Raw genomic sequence first — 24,377 nt, 5'->3', positions numbered from 1 at the left:
ACGATTATATATGGCATTCCCGGCAAGTTCACGTCATTCAGGGGCCGAAACGCAAAACTTAGCGAGAGGCTGCCCATAATGGGCTTTCGGGTCAACAAGACGATCGTGATGGTGGGCATGATGGGGGCGGGGAAAACCGCCGTCGGCACCGCCCTGGCCCGGCTGCTGGACGTGCCGTTCCTGGACAGCGACGAAGAGATCGTCAAAGCCTCGAACATGTCGATCGCCGAGATCTTCGCCCGCGATGGCGAGGCGTTCTTTCGCCAGAAGGAAACGCAAGTGATCCGCCGTTTGATGGAGGCCGGGCAGGGCGTCCTGTCGACCGGCGGCGGTGCCTTTATGTCGGCGGGAAACCGCGCGTTGATCCACGATCTGGGGGTGTCGGTCTGGCTGAACGCCGATCTGGAGCTGTTGTGGAACCGGGTCCGGCACAAGGACACGCGCCCGCTGCTGCGGACCGAGGACCCTCATGCCACGCTTTCCGCGCTTTATGACCAGCGCGTGCCGGTCTATGCCCAGGCCGACCTGACGGTCGCGGTGCAGCCCGATTATTCGGTCGCCGATACCGCGCAAGCCGTGCTGAGCGCCCTGAAAACCCGCCCAGATGTTGTCGAGGAGGTCTGAACCCGTGACCCAAACCACCGTGCATGTCCCGTTGGATGACCGCGCCTATGACGTTCTGATCGGCGCGGGGCTGCTGGACCGGTCCGGGGCGCTGATCGCGCCATTTTTGTCGCGGCCACGCGTGGCGGTCATCACCGATGCCAATGTCGCCGCGCTGCATCTCGAGGGGTTGCGCGCCGGGCTTTCGGACGCCGGGATCGACATGATTGCGCTGACCCTGCCGGCGGGCGAGGGGACCAAAAGCTGGCCCCACCTGACGCAAGCCGTCGAATGGCTGCTGGAACAAAAGGTCGAGCGCCGAGATGTGGTCGTGGCCCTGGGTGGCGGGGTGATCGGCGATCTGGTGGGCTTTGCCGCCGCGATCCTGCGGCGCGGCGTGCGTTTCGTGCAGATCCCCACGACCCTGCTGGCGCAGGTCGACAGTTCCGTGGGCGGCAAGACCGGCATCAACTCGCCCCTGGGCAAGAACCTGATCGGCGCGTTTCACCAGCCCAGCCTGGTGCTGGCCGACACGGCCGTTCTGGGCACGCTGGACCCGCGCGATTTCCTGTCGGGCTATGGCGAGGTGGCGAAATACGGGCTGCTGGGCGACGCCGATTTCTTCGAATGGCTGGAGGCCAACGGCCCCGCGCTGGCCGCCGGTGACATGGCCGCCCGGATCGAGGCGGTGCGCCGGTCCGTCCAGATGAAGGCCGATATCGTCGTGCGGGACGAGACCGAACAGGGCGACCGCGCGCTTTTGAACCTGGGCCACACGTTCGGCCACGCGCTTGAGGCCGCGACGGGCTATTCCGACCGGCTGCTGCATGGCGAGGGGGTGGCGATCGGCTGCGCACTGGCGTTCGAGCTGTCGGCGCGGATGGGCCTATGCAGCCAGGAAGAGCCGAGCCGCGTGCGCGCGCATCTGGCGGCGATGGGGATGAAACGCGATCTGGCGGACATTCCCGGCGATCTGCCCGATGCGGACGGGTTGCTGGCGCTGATGGCGCAGGACAAGAAGGTGCTGGATGGCAAGCTGCGCTTTATCCTGGCGCGCGGGATCGGTCAGGCCTTTGTCACCAGCGACGTGAACCCCGATCTTGTGCGCGCGGTGATGCGCGATGCGCTGGCGGCGCGGGACGGGGTCCGCGCGCCCGGTTGACGCAGGGTCAGGCCGAAATATCTTGAAGCCTGCGACAGATGCGCGGCCCGCATCCGTTGAAGCTCTGATGCGATGACGCAACCCACTCAGAGGAGAGCAGGCAAGATGACCGACGATCCCCATTCACACGACCTTGGCTTTGCCCATGATCTGCCCCGTATGCTGGGGCGCCGGCGGTTTCTGACCGTGCTGGGCGGTCTGGGCCTGGGCGCGGCGGGCGGGGCACAGGCGATGGCCAATGTGCTGACCGCGCTGCCCTGGGAAACCCAGGGACCCTATCCCGCCGATGGCACCGTGACCCGTGGCGGCACCGCGCAGAACGTCCTGACCGAGGCGGGCGTCATCCGCCGCGACCTGCGCCCGTCCTTCGGCGCGCTGACCCCGGTGGCCGAGGGCGTGCAGCTGGATCTGGACCTGAGGCTGGCCAATGCCGCCGACGGCGCGCCGCTCGACGGGCACGCGATCTATGTCTGGCATTGCGACACGGTTGGGGATTATTCGCTTTACGATATCGAGGACGCGAATTTCCTGCGCGGTGTGGGCGTTGCCGATGCCGATGGCCGGGTGTCGTTCACCACGATCTTCCCCGGCTGCTATGACGGGCGCTGGCCGCATATCCATTTCGAGGTGTTCGAAAGCGCCGAGGCGGCGGTCTCGGGCGCGGCGTCGGTGCTGACCGCGCAGATGGCGTTCCCCGAGGCCGACTGCGCCGCGGTCTATGCCGCCGATGCGCGCTATCCCAACGGGACCCGCAACCTGGGCCGGATCACACTGTCCAGCGACAATGTCTTTGCCGACAACACCGCCGCGCAGCTGACGCAGCAGACCGTGGCGCTGACCGGCGCGCCGGATACCGGCTATCGCGGCACCCTGACCATCCCGGTCGATTTCGACGCCGAGCGGTCGGCGGGCATGGCGCCGCCCGCCGGTGGCTTCCCCGGGGGCGAGATGCCGCCGAAGCCCGGCGAATGATACGAAGGCCCGCGCGCGATCAGCGTGCGGGCCTTCGGGTACTCAGGGCGCGCCGAACGGACGCCCGCCCATCCGCCGCCGGGTGACGGACGCATCGGCGGCGCCGTTCGATCAGGCGGCAGCGCGTTTGTCCGCGCGGGCATTGTCCAGCGCCAGCGCGCCGGGGCCTTCGAACAGCAGATACAGAAAGATGAAGCTGAACAGGATCGCCGCGTCCCCGCCGTTCAGGGCCGGAAAGAAGCTGTTGGGCGCGTGGAACATGAAATAGGCCACGGCCATTTCACCGGACAGCAAAAAGGCGGTAGGCCGGGTGAACAGGCCCAGCAGCAATAGCGTGCCGCCGACCAGCTCGATCACCGCGCCGAACCACAGCAGGGTAAAGGCCTGGGGCTGGAACTCGGCCGCCGGAAAGCCAAAGAGCTTTTGCGTGCCATGGGCAATGAAAAGCAGCGCGGTGATGATGCGCAGGGCGGCAAGCGCTTTGGGCGCGTGGGGTTTCAGGGTGGTGGACATGGGTCTCTCCGATGGGTCGTTTGCGTTTGACCACGGAATAGACCTGTGCGCTTGCGATGGATATTCCAACAGTTGGCGCATGGTTGGTTCGATAATGCACATATGAAAACGCCGGGCAGTGACATGCCCGGCGCCTGTGCCGTTGCCGATCCGTTCGCGGTTCCTAGAACGGGATCTCGTCGTCCAGATCGTTGGCCGGGGCCGGTCCTGGGCCGCCCGAGGAGGGGCCGCCGCCATAGCCGCCCGAGCGGTCGTCGACATAGCCGCCGCCACCGCTGCCGCCGCCATACCCACCGCCGCCGCCGCCTTCGTTCCGGCTGTCCAGCAGGGTCAGTTCACCGCGATAGGGGCGCAGCACGACCTCGGTCGAATAGCGGTCCTGGCCGGACTGGTCCTGCCATTTGCGGGTTTCCAGCTGACCCTCGATATAGACCTTGGAGCCCTTGCGCAGGTATTGTTCGGCGATGCGGGCCAGCGGCTCGGAAAAGATCGCGACCGAATGCCATTCGGTCCGCTCGCGCCGTTCGCCGGTGTTGCGGTCCTTCCAGTTCTCGGACGTGGCGATGCGCAGGTTGCACACCTTGCCGCCGTTCTGAAAGCTGCGCACTTCCGGATCGCGCCCCAGATTGCCCACCAGGATTACCTTGTTCACCGATCCAGCCATGCCTTGCTCCCATCGAATCTGATCTGTCGCAGTTGCATCGTTACACCACCCCAACAGCGTTAATGAAAGGTCAATTTTGCCCAGCCGCATCGCAAGGGTGGCGAAAAGCGGATTTTACAGTATAGTCCCGGCGTCGAGGTTACGAGGGGTTCGGTCGGGGATGCGGTATCTGACGATGGTGATTGCGGCCGGTGCGATGGGGCTGGCCAGTTCGGCACTTGCGGAAAGTGCGCTCAGCTCGAAATCGCGGGCACATCTGTTCAAGTCGCAGACACGGGTTCTGGATACCCGCGCGACCAGCCAATACAACAACTCGATCCGGTTGCAGCCGCCGTCGGTGGTGACGCCGTCGAAATTCGCCAGCCCCGCCTATGCGGGCAAGTATCGCGGCGAATACCTGCATGTGGCGCGCGATGTGGCCCGGCGCCACGGGGTGCCCGAGGATCTGTTCCTGCGCCTGGTGCAGCAGGAAAGCGGCTGGAACGCCCGTGCGCGCAGCCACAAGGGCGCCATCGGGTTGGCACAGCTGATGCCCGCCACCGCGCGCAAGCTGGGCGTGAACCCGCATGACCCGCACCAGAACCTGGAAGGCGGCGCGCGCTATCTGCGCCAGCAATACGACACGTTCCGCAGCTGGCGGCTGGCGCTGGCGGCCTATAACGCGGGTCCGGGCGCGGTCCAGAAATACAACGGCGTGCCGCCCTATCGCGAGACCAAGAACTACGTCAAGAAGATCTGGGGCAGCTAGGCGCGGACCGCAAAAAACGGCACATCCGCCGAGCGCAACGGCGTTTCAGGATCGGAGCAGCACCTTGTCGCTGTCGATCGCACTTGCGATTTGTTGAAAATGAAGATGGCGCTGCGCCGAACTGTCAACGGATCTTAGAAGTGTGGTCTGAAGCTCGGTCACGATGTTGACGGCGGCGGCAATCGCGGCCCTTTGGCGTGACGGCGCGACCGGTTGAAGCATGCGCGGAGAACGCGTTGTTCCAGAAGCTGAATTGACCGCATAACGCTTTGGCTCCAGCGTTTCGTCGCGGGTCTGGCGAACGACGCTCCGAAGCTTTGATGCCGCCGTCGCAAATGCTTTCCGCGCCTTGCCCGCTTCGCCGGTCCTGGGCAGGCTTTTTGCGATTTCTTCATAATGTGCCGCGATACAGTCGATGAGGTAGGGATCCGGAACGGCGGGGCAATGTCTGCCAGTGTCCGCATGGCGTTTCAAAACCTGTTCGGTAACACGCTTGTCCAATTTGCTTGAGCTGGTGTGACAGTCGACCTGATGCAGAAACCGCACGGCAGAGCCGCGAAAGGGCTGACGTTCAACCATCGCATTCGCATTGCCATCAAAGTCGACAACCACCGGACCAGAAACGTCACCATTCTGCAGGATCAGATCGGGATCGGTGATTGGGCCGGACTCCGGCTCGGGCTCGGGCGCCGGAGCGGGGCTCCGCCGCTGCCGGTCCCTGTCGTCTTCATCGTGACAATGCACGGGCAAAAGAGCGGGCTCAAAGACAACCTTGGGCGCCGCTTTACGAACCGGAGCAGCTTTCGCAGGCAGCCCCGCAACGCTGATGAACGTAAATCCGACGATGAGGGTGCGGCCGAAATGACGGAATGGATCGAATGACATTTGACTATCCTTGATATGAAATAACGAGCTGAAAAATCGAGGCCCGGCCGGTCCGCCCACGCATACCGGGCGCCTTGCCAGACGTTATCGTCGAGCCAAAATTGCTCGATCAAATCATATCACGAATTGCCGTTTCGGTCACCGCGCCGCGGTAGATTGCGTGTCGTCAGGGTTTTCGGGACAGGCAACGGCCTGCGCCAGACCCCGTGGACAGGATCAGCCAATCAGATCGCTGTTGGCCAGCGTGGTGATCGCGATCTGGGCCCAGTCGCTGTAATCCGTGCCGTCAAAGGCGCGGATGTCGACCTGGGTCACGCTGCCCTCGATATCGAAGCGGACCATCAGATCGTCCAGCATCTCGGGGTCCAGCCGATAGGGCGTTTCGGCGTCCAGCTTCGTGCCGTCCCGCAGCAGGAAATTGTCGCGCCCTTCGGTGTCGCGCAGTTCCAGGAACACGATCGTGTCGCCATTGGGGTCCGACAGCTCGACCAGATCGGCCACATCGGCATAGCGGTCGCCGCGCAGCTTGGACAGGGTGACATCGCGGGTGGTCACGACCGGGGCGTCATTGGCCGTCTGGGCTTCAGTGGGCGCGGTGGTAAGCGTGATGGTTTCCCAGCCGCTGTAATCGCTGCCGTCAAAGGCGCGGACCTGCAGCTCGGTCTGGGTGCCGGGGCGGTCGTGGCGCACCAGCACCTGATCCAGCGCGTCGGCCGCGACCTGCACCGGCTTGCGGGCGTCGATCCGGGTGCCATCGGCCCACAGGAAATTCTTGCGCCCGTCGGTATCCAGCAATTCGTAATGGGTGATCGCATCGCCATCGGCATCGGTTGCCGCGATCAGGTCGGCCAGATTGACCAGACCGTCGCCCGGGGCGCGGGACAGGGTGACATCCTGCGCGACCAGATCCGGGGCGGTATTGGCGGTATCGCCATCCCCGGCAATGGCGCCGGTATCGGGCTGCACCGCGGCATCGGTCCGGGCGAAGTTCTGGGTGATCATCACCGCCTCGAACCCGTTGAACTCGCCGATCTCGATCCCGATGCCGACATAGTCGAAATTCTCCGACAGGATGTTGGCGCGGTGGCCGGGGCTGTCCATCAGCGCGTCATGCAGCGCCGCGACCTCGTCCAGATAGCCCGGATCACCGCCGGTGCTGCGATAGGCGATGTTTTCGCCCCAGGCCCAGGCGCCGTCCAGATCGAACCCCGCCGCGACGATACGGTCGCCGCCCGTCGAGCCGCCCGCGCCGGTATGGGAAAACAGATCGGTGTCCAGCATCCAGTCGCTATGGGTTTCGGCCGAAGTGTTCAGCACCAGTTCCAGCGCCAGCGGATCGCGCCCGGCGGCCAGCCGCTCGGCGTTGATCAGATCCAGCATCGCTCGTTCCAGGTCAGAGGCTTGTGTCATCGCGCGCCCTTCATGCAGAGAGTTTCCCTGTGGGCCGTCATGGCGCGTGGCGGGGGCAGACGAAACAGGCATTCACGCGGACGGCGGAAACGGGCGTATCGCTGCCGCCCATCGGCGGAAAACGCCCATGCGCTGCGCGAAAGACTGCCGGGGTTGAGCGGTCCGCCGCGCAAACCGGTGGGCCGGGCCGGGCTTATTCCGCCGCGATCTTGATCACCGGCTGCATGCGCGACAGCACATCGTCGGCCAGGTGACACTTGATCTGGTGGCCATCGGCCATGGTGCGCAGCGGCGGCACCTCGGTCTCGCACAGGCCCCCCGGCACGTCGGATTTCCAGCGGCAGCGGGTCTGGAACGGGCAGCCGGGCGGCGGGTTCATGGCCGATGGAATGTCGCCCTCCAGCACGATGCTTTCCTTCTGGACCGAGGTGTCGGCGATGGGCACGGCGGACAGCAGCGCCTCGGTATAGGGGTGATAGGGCGGCGCAAAGACCTGATCGGTTGTGCCCAGCTCCACCACATGGCCCAGATACATCACCATCACCCGGTCGCTCAGATAGCGCACGATGCTGAGGTCATGGCTGATGAACAAAAGCGTGGTCTTGTTCTGCCGCTGGATCTCCATCAACAGGTCGGTGACGGCGGCCTGCACCGACACATCGAGCGCCGAGACGGGCTCGTCCGCCACCACGATGCGCGCGTCCCCGGCAAAGGCGCGGGCGATGCCGACGCGCTGTTTCTGGCCGCCCGAAAGCTGGCGCGGCATCCGGTTTGCAAAGGCGCGCGGCAGCTTCACCAGATCCAGCAGCTCCAACATCCGCTTCTTGCGCTCGGCCTCGGTCCGGCCCACGCCGAAGATTTCCAGCGCGCGGATGATCTGACGCCCCACGGTCATCGACGGGTTCAGCGTGTCGAACGGGTTCTGGAACACCATCTGCACATTGGCCACGGTTTCGGTGTCGCGCCGCTGGATCGGGACATCCTGAATCTGGGTGTTGTGCAGGGTGATGGTGCCGTCCGTCGCGGTTTCCAGCCCCATCAGCACCTTGGCAAAGGTCGACTTGCCGCAACCGGATTCGCCCACGATGGCCAGCGTTTCGCTTTCGCGCGCCTCGAAGCTCAGATCCTCGTTCGCCTTGACCACCTTCTTGCTGCCGCCGCCGAACAGGGCGTTTGCCGCGACCTCGTAATATTTCTTCAGGTGGTCCATCTTCAGCACCACATCGCCCACGGGGGCTTTTTCGGTGCTGGCGGTGACGGCGGGCGGGGCGGACCAGTCGATTTCCCGGAACTTCACGCAGCGGGTGCTGTGCCGGTCATCGCCCGCGACGGGGGCCATCTTGATGTCCTGCGCGTCGCAGCGCCCGGCCTCGAAATAATCGCAGCGGGGGCCGAAATTGCATCCCGGCGGCCGTTCGTGCGGCAGGGGAAAGTTACCGGGGATCGCCACCAGCGGGCGCGCGTTCTTGTCCGCGCCGGGCAGGGGGATCGACCGGAAGAGCGCCTGTGTATAGGGATGCTGCATCTGGTCGAACACATCCTCGATCGAGCCGGTCTCGACCGCCTCGCCGGAATACATTACACAGAGCCGGTCGCAGGTTTCCAGCACCAGCCCCAGATTGTGGCTGATGAACAGCATCGAGGTGCCGTATTTCTTGCCCAGATCCTTGACGAGCTCGACCACCGCGGCCTCGACCGTGACATCCAGCGCGGTTGTGGGTTCATCGAGGATCAGCAGGCTGGGCTTCGACATCAGCGCCATGGCGATGACGATCCGCTGCTGCTGGCCGCCCGACAGCTGGTGCGGATAGCTGTTCAGGATCCGCTTGGGGTCGGGCAGGCGGACATCGGTGACGACCTCCAGCGCGCGGACGTAAGCCTCGGTCGCGCTGATGTTTTCGTGGATCATCGGCACTTCCATCAGCTGCTTGCCGATCTTCATCGCCGGGTTCAGGCTGGCCATCGGCTCCTGATAGATCATGGCGATCTCGTTGCCGCGCAGATCGCGCAGCTCGTCCATCGACATCTGCGCCAGGTCGCGGCCCTTGAACTTGATGCTGCCGCCGACGATCCGGCCATTGCGGCCCAGATCCTGCATCACCCCCAGGGCGACGGTGGATTTGCCGCAGCCGGATTCGCCCACCAGCCCCATCGCCTCGCCCGGTTGCACGGTGACGGAAAAATCCATCACCGCCGGGATTTCCCGCAGGCGGGTGAAAAAGCTGATCGACAGCTTGTCGATTTCCAGGATCGGGCCGTCGTAATCCCATTTTGCCATCGGCGCTCTCCTCAATCCCTCAGCGATTCTTCACGCAGGCCATCGGCCAGCAGGTTCAGCCCCAGCACCAGGCTCATCAGCGCCAGCGCGGGCGGCAGGGCCGGGTGGGGGTAGGCCGACAGCAACCGCCTCCCGTCATTGATGGTCGACCCCCAGTCGGGGCTTTCCGGCGGCAGGCCCAGGCCGAAAAAGCCCAAGGTGCCCAAAAGGATGGTGGTATAGCCGATGCGCAGGCAGAAATCGACGATCAGCGGCCCGCGCGCATTGGGCAGAATCTCCCACAGCATGATGTACCACGGCCCCTCGCCACGGGTCTGGGCGGCGGCGACATAGTCGCGTGTCTTGATGTCCAGCGCCAGGCCGCGCACGATCCGGAACACGGTGGGCGCGTTGACGAAGACGACCGATACGAACACCACCAGCACCCCCGGCGGCACCGCGATCAGCCCGGTGGGGTCCGCGTCCCACGCCACGCCCAGATAGATCCAGCCGCCGATCAGCACCACCAGCGCGACATAAAGGTTCCGCTTGGCCGGTTGGGTGAAAAACCGCGACTGGTACAGGATCACCAGAAAGACGATCGGGAACAGGAACAGCACACCGGCCATGTATTTCGGCAGCCCGCTGTTCACGATTTCCGGTGTGACCAGCAGATAGAACAGCAGGATCACCGGAAAGGCCAGGATCAGGTTGGCCAGAAAGCTCAGGAACGTGTCCAGCCGCCCGCCGTAATACCCCGCAGGCAGGCCCAGCGTGATCCCCACCATGAACGCGAACGCCGTGGCCAGCGGCGCGATCTGCACCACGATCCAGCTTCCCTTGATCATGCGGCTGAAGACATCGCGCGCCAGGTTGTCACCCCCCAGCAGGTAATGCGGATAAAGCCCCTCTTCCGGGACGGGCGTGCCGGGCACCTTGTTCTTCAACCCCGAGATCTGGTTCAGCGCATCATGGGTCGCGATCCAGTCGAACCCGGCGGTGAACAGCGCGGTATAGACCCAGAACATCACCATGCCGAAACCGATCATGCCCACGGTGCTGTCCATCAGCTTGCCGTAAAGCCCCAGCTTGCGCTTGAAGGCGATCGACAGGCCAAAGGTCACGATCAGCGCGATCCAGACCGGCAGGAACCGCTTGCCGATGGCGCCGACGATGCCCGCCTGCCCATGCGGCATCACGATCCCGCCCACGACATAGGCCGCGACACAGCCGATCAGCGCCAGCAGCAGGATCAGCACCGCGCGGCCCGCCAGATGGGCCAGCCCGGCCCCGCGTGTGGCGGTGCCATCGGCATTGATCGCGATCCGGTCGTCCAGCGTGACGAACGACACCACGATCTGCGCCACCACGGCGACGGCAAAGGCAATGGCGACGAAAAAGGTGATCGGGTCCAGCACGGTGCCGAGTGTTCCGGTCCAGGTGAGTGTGTCCATGGGTCAGATCCTTCGGCGTCAGGAGATGCGGATGCGCGGGTTCAGGAACACGTAACCCACATCGGAAATCAGCTGCGTGATCAGCACCACGATAACGGACACGACCGACACGCCCAGCAGCAGCTCGATATCGTTGTTGCCGGCGGCCTGGACCAGCGTCCAGCCGAAGCCCTTGTAATTGAACAGGGTTTCCACGATCACCACGCCGTTCAGCAGCCACGGGATCTGCAGCATGATGACGGTAAAGGGCGCGATCAGCGCATTGCGCAGGGCGTGTTTCATCACGATGTTGCGAAAGCTCACGCCCTTGAGCCGCGCGGTGCGGATATATTGCGAGGTCATGACCTCGGCCATCGAGGCACGGGTCATCCGCGCGATATAGCCCATGCCGTAAAGCGCGATGGTCAGGACGGGCAGGGTGAAATTGGCAAAATTCGCGTCATCCATCGCCGATGTGGCCGTGCCCTTGAACCAGCGCAGCCCGACGGCCGACGACGCAAACAGCGCGATGAAGATCACGCCCGAGACATATTCCGGCGTCGCGGTGGTGATGATCGACCCGGTCGACAGGGTGCGGTCCAGCTTCGACCCCTCGCGCATGCCCGCCAGCACGCCCACGATCAGCGATGCGGGCACCATCACGATCAGCACCCACAGCATCAGCTTGCCGGTCAGCAGAAGCCGCTTGCCGATGATCGTGGCGGCGTCTTCCTTGAAGACGGTCGAATAGCCCCAGTCGCCCTGTAACACGCCGCAACGGCGCGGCGCATCGTCGGGGTCCATGCCCGGGTCGATGCAGCGGCCCCGGACCCGGCCATCGGCATCGGTGCGGGTCCAGCCCGGCACCACGCCCAGCCATTCGCCGTATTTCGTCAGGGTGGGGCGGTCATAGCCGCGATCGCCCAGCCAGGCGGTGACCTCGGTATCGCTCATCCGCATGTTGCCCTGGGTCTTGGCCAGCTTTTCCAGGTTCGGATACAGGTTGGTCAGGATGAAGACGATCAGCGTCAGGCACAGAATCGTCAGCACCATCACGCCCAGCCGGCGCAGGATGAAACTCAGCATGGATCTCCCCGTTTTCAGGCGCCGCGCGTGCGGTTGGTCCGCATCTCAGGCAGGCGTTTGTCCAGCCCCGCGACGGACCGGCGCAGAACAGGGCCACACCGGTTGCGGCATGGCCCTGTGCAATGGTTCCTAGGCCGCCAGAGCCCATTTATAGTGGTGATGCTCGAAGGTGATGTGCATGTCGGTGCCCACCAGCCCCTCGCGCATGTGGCGATAGAGCGACCGCCAATAGGGCTGGATCGTCACGCCTTCCTCCTGGATCAGCGCCTCCATCTTGGCCATCACCTCGCGCCGCTTGTCGGCATCCGCAATGGCCAGGGCTTCGTCCAGCAGCGCGTCGAATTCCGGGTTCGACCAGCCGAATTCGTTCCACGCCTCGCCCGAGCGATAGGCCAGCGCGTGGATCTGCACGCCCAGCGGACGGTGGTTCCAGTTGGTGGAGCTGAACGGGTATTTCGTCCAGTCGTTCCAGAAGGTCGAGCCGGGCAGGATCGTGCGCTTCACCTTGAACCCGGCATCTCGCAGCTGTTCGGCCACCGCGTCGGTGGTGTTCTTGCGCCAGTCGTCGTCGATGGAATGGATCTCGTGTTCGAAATCCATCATGCCCGCTTCCTCCATCAGCGCCTTGGCCGCTGCGGGGTCATAGGGGATCGGCTCGATCTCGGCATATTCGGGATGCACCGGCGCCACATGGTGGTTCTGCGCGACCTCGCCCCGGTTGCCATAGCCCAGCTCCAGGCAGACGGCGTTGTTGACGGCCATCGCGATGGCCTTGCGCACCCGCTTGTCGGCATAGGGCTGCATCCCGTCGACCTCGGCCAGCTGGTTGGGCCGGATCACCAGGGTGGCGGCGGTCACGACCTCGGATTTCACCAGGCCCAGATCGTCCATGATGTCGATGAACTCGCCCACGCTTTCATGCAGCATGTCGACCTCTTCGGATTCCAGCGCTGCCATCCAGGCCGCCGGATCGGTGCCATAGTCGATATATTCGATCGTATCGAGATACGGCCCGCCATAGACCGCCGTGCCCCACCATTCGTGATCGGCCAGACGGGTCAGCACGCATTTCACGCCGACCTCAAGCTCGGTCAGCTCATAGGGGCCGGTGCCGATCATGTTGCGCGGCTGTTCGGGGTCATAGCTGCTGTGCACCACGGCGGCGGGGTAATCCGCCATGCCCGCGATCAGCGAGATATCCGATTGCGGCAGGTTCAGCTGCACGGTCATCGGGTCCACGACCACGATCCCGCCCTCGCGCGCCTGCTGGGTGTCGGCATCGACAAGCGAGCCCATGCGCGCGGCCATCGAATTGGCCTCGACCGACTTGTCGCACCAGCGGGCGACGTTGCGGGCCACGTCCTCGGCGGTGAAGTCGTCGCCATTGGACCATTTGACGCCCGGGCGGACCTTCAGCGTGTATTGGGTGGCGTCGTCATTGACCTCCCAGCTTTCCAGCAACATGCCGCGAATGGTGCCGTCGTTGTTGTATTCGGTCAGGTATTCCAGCGTGCCACGGGTCTGGTTGGCGATCTCGGACCAGTCGGCGGTGCGGGTGTCCTTCAGCCCGCGCACGTTCATCTGCACGCGCAGGGTCCCGCCTTCCTGGCCATGGGCCGCCGCGTGAACCGGGGCGGTCGCGCCGATCAGCCCATAGGCCGCCGCCGCCGACACACCCAGCGCGGTGCTGCGGGTCAGGAACTCGCGCCGGCTCAGGTCGCCGGTCTTGACCTCGGCTGCATACATCCGGGCGGCGGGGTGCAGCCGGCTGCGGTGGTGATTACGATCCGTCATGGAATGCTTTACTCCCTGTAAGCTGTTCATGATTTTCGGTTGCCTGTCGGGACTTCGCGCCCTTATGTGCGTGGCGTCGCAACCTGTCTGGTCTGGCCACGGATCAGCGTCCCTTCTTCGGTACTGGCTTCGATCCTCAGATCATCGCGCCTATCCCTGTAAGAGTAGTTCAAAACCGACATTCTCAAGCATCAAAAACGACACTGGCGCAGGATTCAACCCGTTTTCCGGCGATCCGTGCTCAGGCACCGCGCCGAAACGCACCCGGCGCCATGCCGGTGCGGCTGTGAAAGGCGCGGGTGAAATAGGCGGCCGAGGCAAAGCCCAGCGTGGCCGCGATGTCCTTGATCGGCGTGCGCGTATCGGCCAGCAGGCGCCGCGCCTCGGCGATCTTGCGGTTGGCCAGAAAGGTCGATGCCGTCTGGCCGCTGATATCCTTGCAGGTCCGGTTCAGATGGGTGGCCGTCACGCCCAGTTCGGTCGCGTAATGCGACACCGATTTTGCCGTGCGAAAGTCGCGTTCGACCAGATCGGCATAGCGCAGCGCCAGCCGGCTCGCGGCATCCCGCGGGACCAGCGCGTCGTCATTCACATGCGCCTGACGTTCCAGCCAGACCGACAACAGCCCCGCATGATGCAGCATCGCCCGGTCGCGGCCCACCGCGTCGCCTTCGAATTCGCGTTGGATGTAATCCAGCGTCTGCGTCAGTTCCGCCTGCGATTGCGCATCGCGGATCCGCAGGTGACAGGGCCGCGCGGGCAGGCCCAGATCCAGCTCGGGCGACAGGAACAGCGCGGTGCCATAGACCTGGGACGTGATCTGGAAATTATGCATCGCGCCCGCGGGCACGAAGACCGCGTTATGCGCGCCATAGCCGCGGGTGATGCCCGAAACGGTGATGCGCCCCTGGCCGCGGGTGAACCACAAAAGCTGGTGCTGGCCATAGCTGCGCATCGCCTCGGTGCGCCAGCCGCCGCCTTGGGTCAGCTTCTGGATCGGCATCACGCGCAGGGTCGGATGTGTCATCACGGGGCGGCTCGGTTGCGGCGGTTGGCCTAAACCTAGGGGGGGCATGGCGCCCGGGCAATGAAAATCTGGCGAAGTTGCGGCGCAAACGGGGCGGGGATGTGTCATGTGGGCGACAATGCCCGCCAATCGCGCATCCGCGCGCGAAACCAGCTGCGCTGGCGTTTGGCATATTGGCGGGTGGCGATCACGGCGGCCTCGATCGCCGCGTCCAGCGTCATCTGCCCCCGCAGATGGGCGATCAGCTCGGGCGCGCCGATGGCCTTGGCCGACAGCAGCGCGGGGTCCCAGCGGGGCAGGTTGGCGCGCGCCTCGTCCAGGGCACCGGCGTCGATCATCATCCCGAAGCGCCGCGCGATCCGGTCGTTCAGCCAGTCGCGGTCGGGCATCAGGACCAGGGGCTGGGCCGCCGCCAGCGGCAGCAGCGGGGCAGGGGTGGCGTCCTGCCAGTCGGCCAGCCCGCGCCCGGTGGTTTTCAGAACCTCCCACGCGCGCTGGACGCGCATCGGGTTCTGCGTGTCGATCCGCGCACGGGTCTCTGCATCCAGATCGGCCAGCAGCGCGCCCAGATCGCCCGCCGACCGCAGCGCATCGGCCTGCGCGCGAATCGCGGGCGGGGTCGGGGGGATGTCGGCCAGCCCTTCGGTCAGGGCGGTGAAATAAAGCCCGGTGCCGCCCACGATGATCGGCCGTTCGGGGCCCTTCAGCAACGGCGCCACATCGCGCAGCCAATGCCCCACGGAATAGTCGCCATCGAAGGGCACATGCCCGTAAAGCCGGTGCGGCGCGCGCGCCTCATCCGCCGCGGGGGGCCGCGCGGTCAGCACCCGCCAGCCATCAAACACCTGCAAAGCATCGGCATTCACGATGACGCCACCCTGTGCCTCGGCAATGAGCAGGGCCAGCTCGGACTTGCCCGACGCGGTCGGGCCAGCGATCAGGATCGGGCGTTCATGGTCAAGATCTGCGGGCAGTTTCACGACAAATTCCACGTCTTATGCGTTGAACATCGCGGGGTTTTCCGACATTTTGCCCGCAAATCACAACATCGGATCGGGGATCGACCATATGAGTGACGGCACGGCCAATCAACCAGCGCCCGCCTATAAGCGTGTTCTGCTGAAAATCTCCGGCGAGGCGCTGATGGGCGATCAGGGCTTCGGCCTGCATCCCCCCACCGTCCAGCGCATCGCGCAAGAGGTCAAATCGGTCCGCGACCTGGGGGTCGAGATCTGCATGGTGATTGGCGGCGGCAACATCTTTCGCGGGCTTCAGGGCAGCGCGCAGGGGATGGAGCGCACGACCGCCGACTATATGGGGATGCTGGCCACGGTGATGAACGCGCTGGCGATGCAGTCCGCGCTTGAGGAACTGGGCGTCTTTTGCCGGGTGATCAGCGCCATCCGCATGGACGAGGTGGCCGAGCCCTATATCCGCCGCCGCGCGGTGCGGCATCTGGAAAAGGGTCGGGTCTGCATCTTTGCCGCGGGCACCGGGAACCCCTATTTCACGACCGACACAGCGGCCACGCTGCGCGCCAACGAAATGGCGTGCGAGGCGATTTTCAAGGGCACCAAGGTTGACGGCGTCTATGACAAGGACCCGGTCAAGCATGACGACGCCAAACGCTATGATGACATCAGTTTCGACGAGGTTTTGCAGAAGAACCTGAAGGTGATGGATGCCAGCGCAATCGCCCTGGCGCGCGACAACAACCTGCCGATCATCGTGTTTTCGCTGGACGAACCGGGCGGGTTCCGGGGCATCCTGGCGGGGCAAGGCACCTATACAATCGTGCACGGTTAAGGCTATAGCAGGGCAGCGGCCCGCTTGGGCCACCCGAAATGCATAATAAAGATAGATAAGAACATGTCAGACGAGCTGGAAATCGATCTTGATGATCTGCAACGCCGGATGGACGGCGCGATGGCGGCGCTGAAGACGGAATTCGCGTCGCTGCGGACCGGACGGGCCTCGGCCTCGATGCTGGAGCCGATTATGGTCGACGCCTATGGCCAGAAGACCCCGATCAACCAGGTGGGCACCGTGAACGTCCCCGAGCCGCGCATGGTCACCGTCAATGTCTGGGACAAATCCATGGTGGGCGCCGTGGAAAAGGCGATCCGCGAAAGCGGGCTGGGCATCAACCCGCAGCTGAACGGCACCATCATCATGCTGCCGATCCCCGAACTGAACGAGGAACGCCGCCGCGAGCTGACCAAGGTCGCGGGCGATTACGCCGAACGCGCCCGCGTGGCCATTCGCAACGTGCGCCGCGACGGGATGGACCAGATCAAGAAGGCCAAGGGCGCAGGCATGTCCGAGGACGACCAGAAATTCTGGGAGACCGAGGTGCAGGACCTGACCGATGCCTCGATCGCCAAGGTCGACACCGCGCTCGAGACCAAGCAACAGGAAATCATGCAGGTCTGACCTGCTGGTTCGGAAAGGGCCGCCCTTGCGCGAGACCACCAAACAGACGGACGGCCCGGACCATGTGGCGATCATCATGGACGGCAATGGCCGCTGGGCGCAAAGCCGCGGTCGGCCGCGGCTGTTCGGCCACCAGGCGGGGGGCAAGCGCGTGCGCGAGATCGTGCGCGCCTGTCCCGAGCTGGGCATCCGCTACCTGACGATCTTTGCCTTTTCGACCGAGAACTGGAAACGCACCCAGGCCGAGGTTTCGGGCCTGATGATGCTGTTCAAGCGCTATATCCAGAAAGAGGCGCAGGCGCTGCTGGAACAGGGCGTCTGTGTGCGGTTCATCGGCGACCGCGACAAGCTGGACCCCAAGCTGGTCGAGATGATGGATGCGCTGGAAAAGCTGACCGATCAGAACGATCTGGTGCATCTGACCATCGCGCTGAACTATGGCGGCCGTGACGAGGTTGCCCGCGCCACCAAGCGGCTGGCGCAAGAGGTCGCCGCCGGGCGGCTGGACCCCGACAGTGTGGACGAGACCACGCTGGCGCGGTTCCTGGACACCTGCGTGCTGCCCGACCCCGATCTGGTGATCCGCACCAGCGGCGAGGCGCGGATCTCGAATTTCCTGCTGTGGCAGTCGGCCTATGCCGAATATGAATTCACGCCGGTCCTGTGGCCCGATTTCACCGCCGACACCTTCGCCGAGATCGTCGCGAAGTTCAGCGCGCGGGATCGCCGTTTCGGGGCCGTGGTGGGCTGATGGCATCTGCGGGACAATGGGACGACCTGCGGCAGCGGCTGCTGTCGGGCGCTGCGATGGCGGGTGCTGGCGTTGCGCTGATCTGGGCCGGGGGCATCTGGTTTGCCGCGCTGACCGCGCTGGTCTCGGGGCTGATGCTGTGGGAACTGTCGCGCATGCTGGCCCCCGAAAAGACGGCCGAGGCATTGCAGATCGCCGTCATTGGCGGGCTGGCCGTGCTGTTGGCGCGGGCCTTGCCGGGGCTTTATACCTTTCCGATCCTGGCCGCGCCCGCGATTGTGGGCATCGGGCTGCTGAAACGCCATCCGCTGCTGTTTGCGCCCTTTGCGCTGGCCATACTGGTGGCGGGCCATGGCCTGTCGGGGTTCCGCGACACCTATGGCGTGGTGTGGCTCTTTTGGCTGGTGCTGGTGGTGATCGCGACCGATGTCTTCGGCTATTTCGCGGGCCGCTTCATCGGCGGGCCGAAATTCTGGCCCCGTGTCAGCCCCAAGAAAACCTGGTCGGGCACCGTGGCGGGTTGGATCGCGGCGGCGCTGATCGGTGTGATCTTTCGCCAGTTCACCAATGCGGGCCCCGATCTGCCGTGGATTTCCATGGCGCTGTCGCTGGCCAGCCAAATGGGCGATATCGCCGAAAGCGCGCTGAAACGCCGGATGGGGGTCAAGGACAGCTCGAACCTGTTGCCCGGCCATGGCGGGCTCTTCGACCGGTTCGACGGGCTTCTGGGCGCGGCTTTGTTCATGCTGCTGGTGGCGCAGCTGGTATACGTCCCCGAAGTCAGGTTCTGATCCATGCGCCGTGTCAGCATATTCGGCGCGACCGGTTCCATCGGGCGCAACACGGTCGACCTGATCGCGCGCAATCCCGGCGCCTATGACGTGGTGGCGGTGACGGGCGGGCGCAACATCGCGCTTCTGGCAGAACAGGCGCGGGCGCTTCGGGCCGATATCGCCGTCACCTGCCATGACGATTGCCTTGAACCGCTGCGCGATGCGCTGGCGGGGTCGGGGGTGGCCGTCGCCGCGGGCCGCGCCGCGCTGATCGAGGCCGCGCGCCGCCCCGCCGATTGGGTCATGTCGGCCATCGTGGGTGCGGACGGGCTGGCGCCGGGGCTGGCGGCGCTGGAAACCGGCGCGACGCTGGCGCTGGCCAACAAGGAAAGCCTGGTGACCGCCGGGCCGCTGCTGATGCAGACCGCGCGCGATCACGGTGCGACTGTCCTGCCGGTCGACAGCGAACATTCGGCGGTGTTTCAGGCGCTGGTTGGCGAGGATATCGCCGCCGTCGAACGGGTGATCATCACCGCATCGGGCGGCGCGTTTCGCGACTGGCCGCTGGACCGGCTGGCCCGCGCCACGGTCGCCCAGGCGTCGACCCACCCGAACTGGGATATGGGCCAGCGGATCACGATCGACAGCGCGTCGATGTTCAACAAGGCACTGGAGGTCATTGAAACCAAGGAATATTTCGGCATCGCGCCCGACCGGATCGAGGTCCTGGTGCATCCGCAGTCGCTGGTGCACGCGCTGGTGGGGTTCCGCGACGGGGCGCTGATGGCGCATCTGGGCGCGCATGACATGCGCCACGCCATCGGCTATGCGCTGAACTGGCCCGAACGGGCCGATCTGCCGGTGGCGCGGCTGGACCTGGCCAAGATCGGCCAGCTGGAATTCCGCGCCCCCGACCCGCAGCGTTATCCGGCGCTGGAACTGGCCTATCGCGTGATGGAGCTGGGCGGTCTGGCGGGGGCGGCGCTGATCGCGGCCAAGGATTGCGCGCTGGATGCGTTCATCGACGGGCGGATCGGCTTCTTGCAGATGGCGGATGTGGTCTCGCGCGTAATTGACCGTTTTTCTGGCAACAATGGCCCTATTTCTGCCGGTATTGACCTTGATACCTTGGCGCGAGCAGACCATCTGGCGTCGTGTTACGCGCACGAGGCCATCGCCCGGTCCGTAGAAGAACAGGCATAAAAGGATACGCCCCGTGGATGTGATCAGCCAGCTTCCGAATTTCGGCAATATCGGATTCACCGTCGTTGCCTTCATCGTCGCGCTCAGCGTGATCGTGGCGATCCACGAATTCGGCCATTACATCGTCGCCCGCTGGTGCGGCATCTATTCCGAGGTGTTTTCCATCGGCTTCGGCCCGGTCCTGTTCTCGCGCGAGGACAGCCGCGGCACCAAATGGCAGATCGCCGCGCTGCCGCTGGGCGGCTATGTGAAATTCCTGGGCGATGCCAGCGCGGCCAGCGACAAGGCGTCGGACACGTTCGACCAACTGGACGAGGAAACCAAGCGCCACACGATGCACGGCGCCCCGCTTTGGGCGCGGGCGGCGACCGTGGCGGCGGGGCCGGTGTTCAACTTCGTGCTGTCGATCCTGATTTTCAGCGCCATGCTGATGTGGCGCGGCCAAGAGGTCGAGCCGCCCACCATTGGCGCGCTGGCCGATCTGCCCGCCGCGCAGGCGGGCGAGGGGCTGCAACCCGGCGACACGATCCTGGGCATCGGCGGCCAGACCGTCACCGATTACGGTTCGCTCTACGAGGCATTCGCGACGCTGCCGCTGGAACGTCAGATCGCCTATCGGATCGACCGTGACGGCACCCAGCAGGACATCACCGGACCCTATCCGTTCCCGGTCCTGATCGACTCGCTTCAGGCGCGATCGGCGGCAATCCGCGCAGGGCTGAAGGTGGGCGATGTGATCACCCATGTGGATGGTGAGCCGATCATCGCCTTCAGCCAGCTGCAGGAAATCGTCGGCGCGTCCGAAGGGCGCGAGCTGGACCTGACCGTCTGGCGCGACGGGACCGAGATGGCCGTGACGCTGGCGCCCAAGCGCGTCGATCTGCCCACCGCCGATGGTGGGTTCGAAACCCGCTGGCTGATCGGCCTGACGGGGGCGCTGTTCTTTACCCCCGAACGCCACATGCCGTCCTTTGTCGATGCGGTTTCGGGTGGCGCGGAACAGATGGTTTTCATCGTGAAATCAAGCCTTTCGGGCCTGTATCACATCGTTACCGGCGCGATCAGCACCTGTAACCTGAGCGGCCCGCTGGGCATCGCCCAGACCACCGGCGCGGCGGCCAGCCAGGGGCTGAGCAGCTTCATCTGGTTCATCGCGGTGCTGTCGACGGCGGTGGGGATGCTGAACCTGTTCCCGATCCCGGTGCTGGATGGCGGGCACCTGGTCTTTCATGCCTACGAGGCGCTGACCGGCCGCCCGCCCAGCGATGGCGCGCTGCGGGTGCTGATGGGGGCAGGGCTGATGCTGCTGCTGTCGCTGATGGTGTTTTCGCTGACCAACGATGTGTTCTGCCCCTGAGGCGCCGCAAACTGCCCAAATCCTGCCACATTGGGGCATTAATTATATGGCAACGTTGGTAACTGGTATGGGAAGGAGCACCGACATGCAAATGATCGCACAAGGCTATCACGGCCTGTCGCTGCTGGTGAACCTGAACTGGGACCGGCTGTTCTATCTTGCGACGATTTTCGGCGCCCTGATGCTGGGCGGCTTCATCGGTTCGCTTCTGTAATCCCTCCAATAACGGTGCGCGTGTTTCCCGGTCTGTACATCAGGCCGGGATCTGTTTCTGCGCTTTGACAAAACGCTGCTTTCCCGGTAGTCAGAGGGGAACAAAAACAGTTGGCGGCGTGGGGCATTGATATGAGCAGTTTCCGGACCGGGGCCAGCGGAATCCAGCAGTATGCAGGGATCCCGCTTCTCAGACGATTGGCAGCGATTGTTTCGCTTGTTTTCATTGGCTTGCTTGCGGTTCCTGATGTTGCCTCGGCGCAGAATTACCGGTTCACCAATGTCGATATCAACGGCAACCAGCGCGTCGACGCCGCCACCATCCTCAGCTATGCCGGAATCGCTTCGGGCGACACGGTCTCCGCGACCGAGCTGAACAGCGCCTATCAGCGCATCGTCGACAGCGGCCTGTTCGAAACCGTCGAACTGACACCGCGCGGCAACACCCTGCAGATCGACGTGGTGGAATATCCCACCATCAACGTCGTGGCCTTCGAAGGCAACGCGCGGCTGAAGGACGACGATCTGGCCACGGTCGTGCAGTCGCAATCGCGCCGCGTTTATAGCCCCCGCCAGGCCGAAGCCGACGCCGCGCAGATCGTGCTGGCCTATGAGCAACAGGGCCGTCTGGCCGCCACGGTCGAGCCGCGGATCATCCAGCGGTCGGACAACCGGGTCGATCTGGTCTTCGAGATCATCGAGGGGCAGGTGGTCGAGATCGAGCGCATCTCGTTCGTGGGCAACCGCAATTTCTCGGAACGCCGCCTGCGCCGTGTGCTGGGCACCAAACAGGCGGGGCTGCTGCGCCGTTTTGTCTCCAGCGACACGTTCGTGGCCGACCGGATCGAATTCGACAAGCAGGTCCTGCGCGATTTCTATCAGTCGCGCGGCTATATCGACATGCAGGTGCTGTCGGTCAGCCCCGAGCTGACCCGGCGCCGCGACGGATTCCTGCTGACCTTCAACCTGCGCGAGGGGCAGCAGTTCAAATTCGGCGAAATCACCACCAACAGCGATGTGGCCGAGGTCGACCCCGAAGAGTTTCAGTCGATCATCCGCGTGCGCCCCGGCGTCGTCTATTCGCCCAGCCTGGTCGAAAACACCATCGCCCGGATGGAGCGTCTGGCGCTGCAGAAGGGGCTGAACTTCATCCGGGTCGAGCCGCGGATTTCGCGCAATGACCGCGACCTGACGCTGGACGTGGAATTCAACATCAACCGCGGCCCGCGCGTCTTTGTCGAACGCATCGATATCGAGGGCAACGCCACCACGCTGGACCGTGTGATCCGGCGCCAGTTCCGCGCGGTCGAGGGCGATCCGTTCAACCCGCGCGAAATCCGCGAGGCGGCCGAACGCATTCGCGCCCTGGGCTTCTTCAGCAATGCCGAGGTCGAAGCGCGCGAAGGGTCGGGCCCCGGCCAGGTGGTCGTCGACGTGAATGTCGAGGAACAGCCCACCGGCTCGCTGTCCTTCGGTCTGAGCTACAATATCGAAGACGGCATCGGCGCGGCCATCACCTTTTCCGAGCGGAACTTCCTGGGCCGTGGCCAGTTCCTGAGCTTTACCATCGCGACCGGCACCGACAACGCGCGCAGCTCGATCACCTTTGCCGAACCCGCCTTTTTGGGGCGCGATGTCCGGTTCGGTTTCACCGCGTTCTACGAGGAATCGGACAACCAGAACTCGGCCGAATACCGGACCCGTGTGATCGGCATCAGCCCGTCGCTGCAATTCCCGATCGGGGAAAGAAGCCGGCTGGAGCTGCGCTATCGCCTGGCCGAGGAAAGCCTTTACGACTACGAGGGCGATTCCAACATCATCGCCGCCGAGGTCGAGGAAGAAGACCTGATCAAATCCTCGCTCGGTTACAGCCTGAGCTATGATTCCCGCCTGACGGGGCTGAACCCGAATGCCGGTGTCCTGCTGCGCTTCGGTCAGGATTTCTCGGGGCTGGGCGGCGACGTGGAATCGATCGAGACCACCGCGCTGGTATCGGCCCAGACGCTGGTCCTGAACGAGGACGTGACCCTGCGCGCCGAGCTTGAGGGCGGCGCGATCCACATGCTGAACGGCAACAGCCGCGTCACTGACCGCTATTTCCTGAACGGCAAGATCCGCGGCTTCGACAATAACGGCATCGGTCCGCGCGATCCCGAGCGCGGCAATGGCGAGGCATTGGGCGGCAACCTGTTTGCGGTGCTGCGGCTCGAGGCGGAATTCCCCATCGGCCTGCCCGAGGAATACGGTATCACCGGTGGCCTTTTTGCCGATTTCGGCTCGGTCTGGGGGCTGGACAACACCGATGGCGGCCGGATCGACGACAGTTTCAAACTGCGCTCGGCGGTCGGTGTGTCGTTCTTCTGGGATACGCCGGTCGGCCCGCTGCGGTTCAACTTCGCGAATGCCCTGCAGAAAGAGGAATTCGACAAGGAACGCACCTTCGACCTGACCATCTCGACCCGGTTCTGATGGTCGGGCGGGCCCTTGCCGCCGCCTGTCTGGCGGTGTCGTGCCTGCTTCCGTCGGCGGGGCTGGGACAGGGGGGCGAGGCAGAGCTGCGCTCGCCCATCCTGACGGTGGATCGCGACCGCCTGTTCACCCGGTCGGCCCGGGGGCAGGCTATCCTGGCCGCGCTCGAGGCGGAATCGCAGGATCTGGCGGCTGAAAACCGCCGGATCGAGGCGCAGCTGGAAGAGGAAGAACAGGATCTGACCCAGAAGCGCGCCGCGATGGACCCCGCGGCGTTCCGCGACCTGGCCGGCGCGTTCGACACCAAGGTCGGCGAGATCCGCGACGCCCAATCCGAAAAGCTGCGCGAACTGACGCGCAAGCGCGAACAGGCGCAGCAGCAATTCTATCAGGATGTCCTGCCGATCCTGACCGATATCGTGCGCGAACGCGGCGCGGTGATGGTGCTGGAAAACCGGGTGGTGTTTCTGTCGGCGCAACAGGTCGACATCACCGCCGACGCCATCGCGCGCATCGACGCGCGCGACGACACCGACCCGCCCGCCGAACCCGCGCCCGAACCTGCCCCTGAACCCGACGGGCCGCAGGACTAGCCCTATCTTGTTCTTGTCCGGCCGAGTTGAT

23 protein-coding genes are annotated in these 24,377 nt (G+C 64.7%); 13 read left to right on the top strand and 10 right to left on the bottom strand.

Going from position 1 to position 24,377, the window contains the following annotated elements:
- The first annotated feature begins 78 nt into the window (after nt 1–78).
- From CLM60_RS13860 to CLM60_RS13850, 3 genes are all read left to right on the top strand, one after another.
- A complete protein-coding gene (locus CLM60_RS13860) occupies nt 79–624 on the top strand; it encodes a shikimate kinase (RefSeq protein ID WP_095589729.1) in 546 nt (181 codons plus the stop codon).
- 4 nt (nt 625–628) lie between these two features.
- Nucleotides 629–1,765, top strand: coding sequence for a 3-dehydroquinate synthase (gene aroB / locus CLM60_RS13855; protein ID WP_425427239.1), 1,137 nt, complete (start codon nt 629–631; stop codon nt 1,763–1,765).
- 105 nt (nt 1,766–1,870) lie between these two features.
- On the top strand, nt 1,871–2,737 hold the full coding sequence (locus tag CLM60_RS13850; protein ID WP_217983297.1) for a dioxygenase family protein: 867 nt from the start codon (nt 1,871–1,873) through the stop codon (nt 2,735–2,737).
- A gap of 111 nt (nt 2,738–2,848) precedes the next feature.
- Here the strand turns inward: CLM60_RS13850 and CLM60_RS13845 are convergent, their stop codons facing one another.
- Both CLM60_RS13845 and ssb read right to left on the bottom strand, forming a co-directional pair.
- Nucleotides 2,849–3,250 carry a DoxX family protein gene (locus CLM60_RS13845; RefSeq protein ID WP_095589726.1) on the bottom strand — a complete coding sequence of 134 codons (402 nt, stop codon included), beginning with the start codon at nt 3,248–3,250 and terminating at the stop codon, nt 2,849–2,851.
- A 163-nt stretch (nt 3,251–3,413) separates the two neighbouring features.
- Nucleotides 3,414–3,914 carry a single-stranded DNA-binding protein gene (gene ssb / locus CLM60_RS13840; RefSeq protein ID WP_095589725.1) on the bottom strand — a complete coding sequence of 167 codons (501 nt, stop codon included), beginning with the start codon at nt 3,912–3,914 and terminating at the stop codon, nt 3,414–3,416.
- Between the two features lie 160 nt (nt 3,915–4,074).
- Here ssb and CLM60_RS13835 point away from each other — a divergent pair, with 160 nt between their 5' ends.
- A complete protein-coding gene (locus CLM60_RS13835; RefSeq protein ID WP_095589724.1) occupies nt 4,075–4,662 on the top strand; it encodes a lytic transglycosylase domain-containing protein in 588 nt (195 codons plus the stop codon).
- Between the two features lie 45 nt (nt 4,663–4,707).
- Here CLM60_RS13835 and CLM60_RS20740 read toward each other — a convergent pair whose 3' ends face one another.
- From CLM60_RS20740 to miaA, 8 genes are all read right to left on the bottom strand, one after another.
- On the bottom strand, nt 4,708–5,547 hold the full coding sequence (locus CLM60_RS20740; protein ID WP_141246525.1) for a hypothetical protein: 840 nt from the start codon (nt 5,545–5,547) through the stop codon (nt 4,708–4,710).
- A gap of 216 nt (nt 5,548–5,763) precedes the next feature.
- A complete protein-coding gene (locus CLM60_RS13825) occupies nt 5,764–6,957 on the bottom strand; it encodes a CAP domain-containing protein (protein WP_095589722.1) in 1,194 nt (397 codons plus the stop codon).
- A gap of 193 nt (nt 6,958–7,150) precedes the next feature.
- Nucleotides 7,151–9,235 (bottom strand): dipeptide ABC transporter ATP-binding protein, encoded by a 2,085-nt coding sequence (locus CLM60_RS13820; protein ID WP_095589721.1) that lies wholly within the window; start codon nt 9,233–9,235, stop codon nt 7,151–7,153.
- A gap of 11 nt (nt 9,236–9,246) precedes the next feature.
- Nucleotides 9,247–10,668: an ABC transporter permease gene (locus CLM60_RS13815; RefSeq protein ID WP_095589720.1), complete on the bottom strand. Its 1,422-nt coding sequence runs from the start codon at nt 10,666–10,668 to the stop codon at nt 9,247–9,249.
- Between the two features lie 18 nt (nt 10,669–10,686).
- Entirely contained in the window at nt 10,687–11,733 is a 1,047-nt protein-coding gene (locus tag CLM60_RS13810; protein ID WP_095589719.1) for an ABC transporter permease, read from the bottom strand.
- Nucleotides 11,734–11,862: 129 nt separating this feature from the next.
- The gene (locus CLM60_RS13805; RefSeq protein ID WP_095589718.1) at nt 11,863–13,527 is read right to left on the bottom strand and encodes an ABC transporter substrate-binding protein; all 1,665 of its coding nucleotides are present in this window, start codon (nt 13,525–13,527) and stop codon (nt 11,863–11,865) included.
- Nucleotides 13,528–13,768: 241 nt separating this feature from the next.
- The gene (locus CLM60_RS13800) at nt 13,769–14,554 is read right to left on the bottom strand and encodes an AraC family transcriptional regulator (protein ID WP_095589717.1); all 786 of its coding nucleotides are present in this window, start codon (nt 14,552–14,554) and stop codon (nt 13,769–13,771) included.
- A gap of 104 nt (nt 14,555–14,658) precedes the next feature.
- Nucleotides 14,659–15,534, bottom strand: a complete 876-nt coding sequence (gene miaA, locus CLM60_RS13795) for a tRNA (adenosine(37)-N6)-dimethylallyltransferase MiaA (protein WP_095590705.1) — start codon at nt 15,532–15,534, stop codon at nt 14,659–14,661.
- Nucleotides 15,535–15,622: 88 nt separating this feature from the next.
- On the opposite strand from miaA, the gene pyrH reads away from it, so the two are divergent.
- The 9 genes from pyrH (at nt 15,623) to CLM60_RS13760 (ending at nt 24,346) form a co-directional block, all read left to right on the top strand.
- Nucleotides 15,623–16,360, top strand: coding sequence for a UMP kinase (gene pyrH / locus CLM60_RS13790; protein ID WP_095590704.1), 738 nt, complete (start codon nt 15,623–15,625; stop codon nt 16,358–16,360).
- 63 nt (nt 16,361–16,423) lie between these two features.
- Nucleotides 16,424–16,987 carry a ribosome recycling factor gene (frr, locus tag CLM60_RS13785; protein WP_095589716.1) on the top strand — a complete coding sequence of 188 codons (564 nt, stop codon included), beginning with the start codon at nt 16,424–16,426 and terminating at the stop codon, nt 16,985–16,987.
- Nucleotides 16,988–17,012: 25 nt separating this feature from the next.
- Entirely contained in the window at nt 17,013–17,738 is a 726-nt protein-coding gene (gene uppS, locus CLM60_RS13780) for a polyprenyl diphosphate synthase (protein WP_281256703.1), read from the top strand.
- Complete coding sequence (locus tag CLM60_RS20970; RefSeq protein WP_176473883.1) at nt 17,738–18,529, top strand: phosphatidate cytidylyltransferase; 792 nt, start codon at nt 17,738–17,740, stop codon at nt 18,527–18,529. The genes uppS and CLM60_RS20970 overlap by 1 nt, the downstream gene beginning before the upstream one ends.
- A gap of 3 nt (nt 18,530–18,532) precedes the next feature.
- On the top strand, nt 18,533–19,714 hold the full coding sequence (dxr, locus tag CLM60_RS20965; protein ID WP_176473882.1) for a 1-deoxy-D-xylulose-5-phosphate reductoisomerase: 1,182 nt from the start codon (nt 18,533–18,535) through the stop codon (nt 19,712–19,714).
- A 13-nt stretch (nt 19,715–19,727) separates the two neighbouring features.
- Entirely contained in the window at nt 19,728–21,071 is a 1,344-nt protein-coding gene (gene rseP / locus CLM60_RS13770) for an RIP metalloprotease RseP (protein WP_095589714.1), read from the top strand.
- Between the two features lie 85 nt (nt 21,072–21,156).
- Entirely contained in the window at nt 21,157–21,285 is a 129-nt protein-coding gene (locus tag CLM60_RS21350; protein WP_281256702.1) for a hypothetical protein, read from the top strand.
- Nucleotides 21,286–21,416: 131 nt separating this feature from the next.
- On the top strand, nt 21,417–23,753 hold the full coding sequence (gene bamA / locus CLM60_RS13765) for an outer membrane protein assembly factor BamA (protein WP_095589713.1): 2,337 nt from the start codon (nt 21,417–21,419) through the stop codon (nt 23,751–23,753).
- Nucleotides 23,753–24,346, top strand: coding sequence for an OmpH/Skp family outer membrane protein (locus tag CLM60_RS13760; protein WP_095589712.1), 594 nt, complete (start codon nt 23,753–23,755; stop codon nt 24,344–24,346). The genes bamA and CLM60_RS13760 overlap by 1 nt, the downstream gene beginning before the upstream one ends.
- Nucleotides 24,347–24,377: the final 31 nt, after the last annotated feature.

Origin of the sequence: Actibacterium ureilyticum (genome assembly GCF_002285435.1) — a bacterium.
Taxonomy (GTDB): Bacteria; Pseudomonadota; Alphaproteobacteria; order Rhodobacterales; family Rhodobacteraceae; genus Actibacterium_C; species Actibacterium_C ureilyticum.
The sequence above is the reverse complement of the archived record's forward strand: the minus strand, read 5'-3'. Positions and strand labels throughout refer to the sequence as shown.